This is a genomic window from Moritella sp. F3, from assembly GCF_015082335.1.
Lineage (GTDB): Bacteria > Pseudomonadota > Gammaproteobacteria > Enterobacterales > Moritellaceae > Moritella.
Genome location: NZ_BLRL01000061.1, coordinates 1 through 271, shown reverse-complemented (window position 1 = coordinate 271; position 271 = coordinate 1). Strand labels below are relative to the sequence as shown.

At 73.4% G+C, this 271-nt stretch carries 1 protein-coding gene; it reads right to left on the bottom strand.

Features of this window, described 5'->3' with window-relative positions; all coding sequences use genetic code 11:
• Positions 1 to 271, bottom strand: a 271-nt coding sequence (locus JFU56_RS22490) for a hypothetical protein (RefSeq protein ID WP_198439444.1), incomplete at both ends; no start/stop codon positions are given.

The following is a 271-nucleotide window of genomic DNA, read 5'->3' as shown; positions in this document are numbered from 1 at the left end:
GCACGTAGGGGTCGTTGTGGACGATCTCCTCGGCCACGCGCTGGCGTTCGGCCGCGGCGTGCGCGTTGCGGCGCGCGGGGCTGTCGATCACCACACCCACCTCCACGCTGATCTGGCGCGCATGGCCCGCGGCCTCCAGCGCCGCGCGCAGGCGCTCGCGCGCCGTGGGCTGGTTGAGCGACTCCCGCTCCACGCGCAGCAGCCAATGGTCCGGATCACGCGCCACCAGTTGCGACTGCAGCGCCAGTTCGCGCACCAGGGCGGTGATGGC